The following is a 737-nucleotide window of genomic DNA, read 5'->3' on the forward strand; positions in this document are numbered from 1 at the left end:
AGGTGGACGAAAGTGGTTCTACCCAGTCCTGTTCGGCGTGCGGATCGCAAGACAGCACGACGCGGCCGAAAGGTATCGCGGGGCTGCGAGTAAGAGAGTGGGCCTGCAGTAGATGTGGTGTCGTGCATGATCGAGATATCAACGCTGCGCTGAACATTCTCCGATGCGGACGTGCATCGCCAGGTGTGGGAATCCTCTGCCTTTAGGCGTAGGAGGACGTCAAAAATCAGTCTTTTACGTTATCGGAAGTCGGGCGTAACCTGCCCTTCATCGATTCCACCCGCACCGGAGAACACGCGATGACGGACATCATCGAGGGCTTCCTGAAGTTCCAGCGCGACGCCTATCCGGCGCGCGACGCGCTGTTCCGTGATCTCGCACGTAGCCAGAATCCGCGGGCGCTGTTCATCTCGTGCTCGGATAGCCGGCTCGTGCCGGAGCTCGTCACCCAGCGCGAGCCGGGCGACCTGTTCGTGGTCCGCAACGCGGGCAACATCGTGCCGTCGTACGGCCCGGAGCCGGGCGGCGTGTCGGCGTCGGTCGAATATGCGGTCGCCGCGCTGCGCGTGACCGACGTCGTGATCTGCGGGCATTCCGATTGCGGCGCGATGACCGCGATTGCGACCTGCCAGTGCATGGACCACATGCCGGCCGTCGGCCACTGGCTGCGCTATGCCGATTCGGCACGGGTCGTGAACGAGGCGCGCATGCATCGCAGCGAGCGCGAACGGATCGAC

2 protein-coding genes are annotated in these 737 nt (G+C 63.6%); both read left to right on the plus strand.

Features of this window, described 5'->3' with window-relative positions; genetic code table 11:
- Positions 1 to 206 (plus strand): zinc ribbon domain-containing protein (locus tag JMF90_RS39160; RefSeq protein ID WP_201326557.1); only part of this gene is annotated, 206 nt, incomplete at its 5' end.
- A 93-nt stretch (positions 207 to 299) separates the two neighbouring features.
- On the plus strand, positions 300 to 737 hold a 438-nt coding region (locus tag JMF90_RS39165), incomplete at its 3' end, for a carbonic anhydrase (RefSeq protein WP_201326558.1).

The sequence above is a fragment of the Burkholderia sp. E168m23 genome (assembly GCF_016586125.1).
GTDB classification, from domain to species: domain Bacteria; phylum Pseudomonadota; class Gammaproteobacteria; order Burkholderiales; family Burkholderiaceae; genus Burkholderia; species Burkholderia orbicola.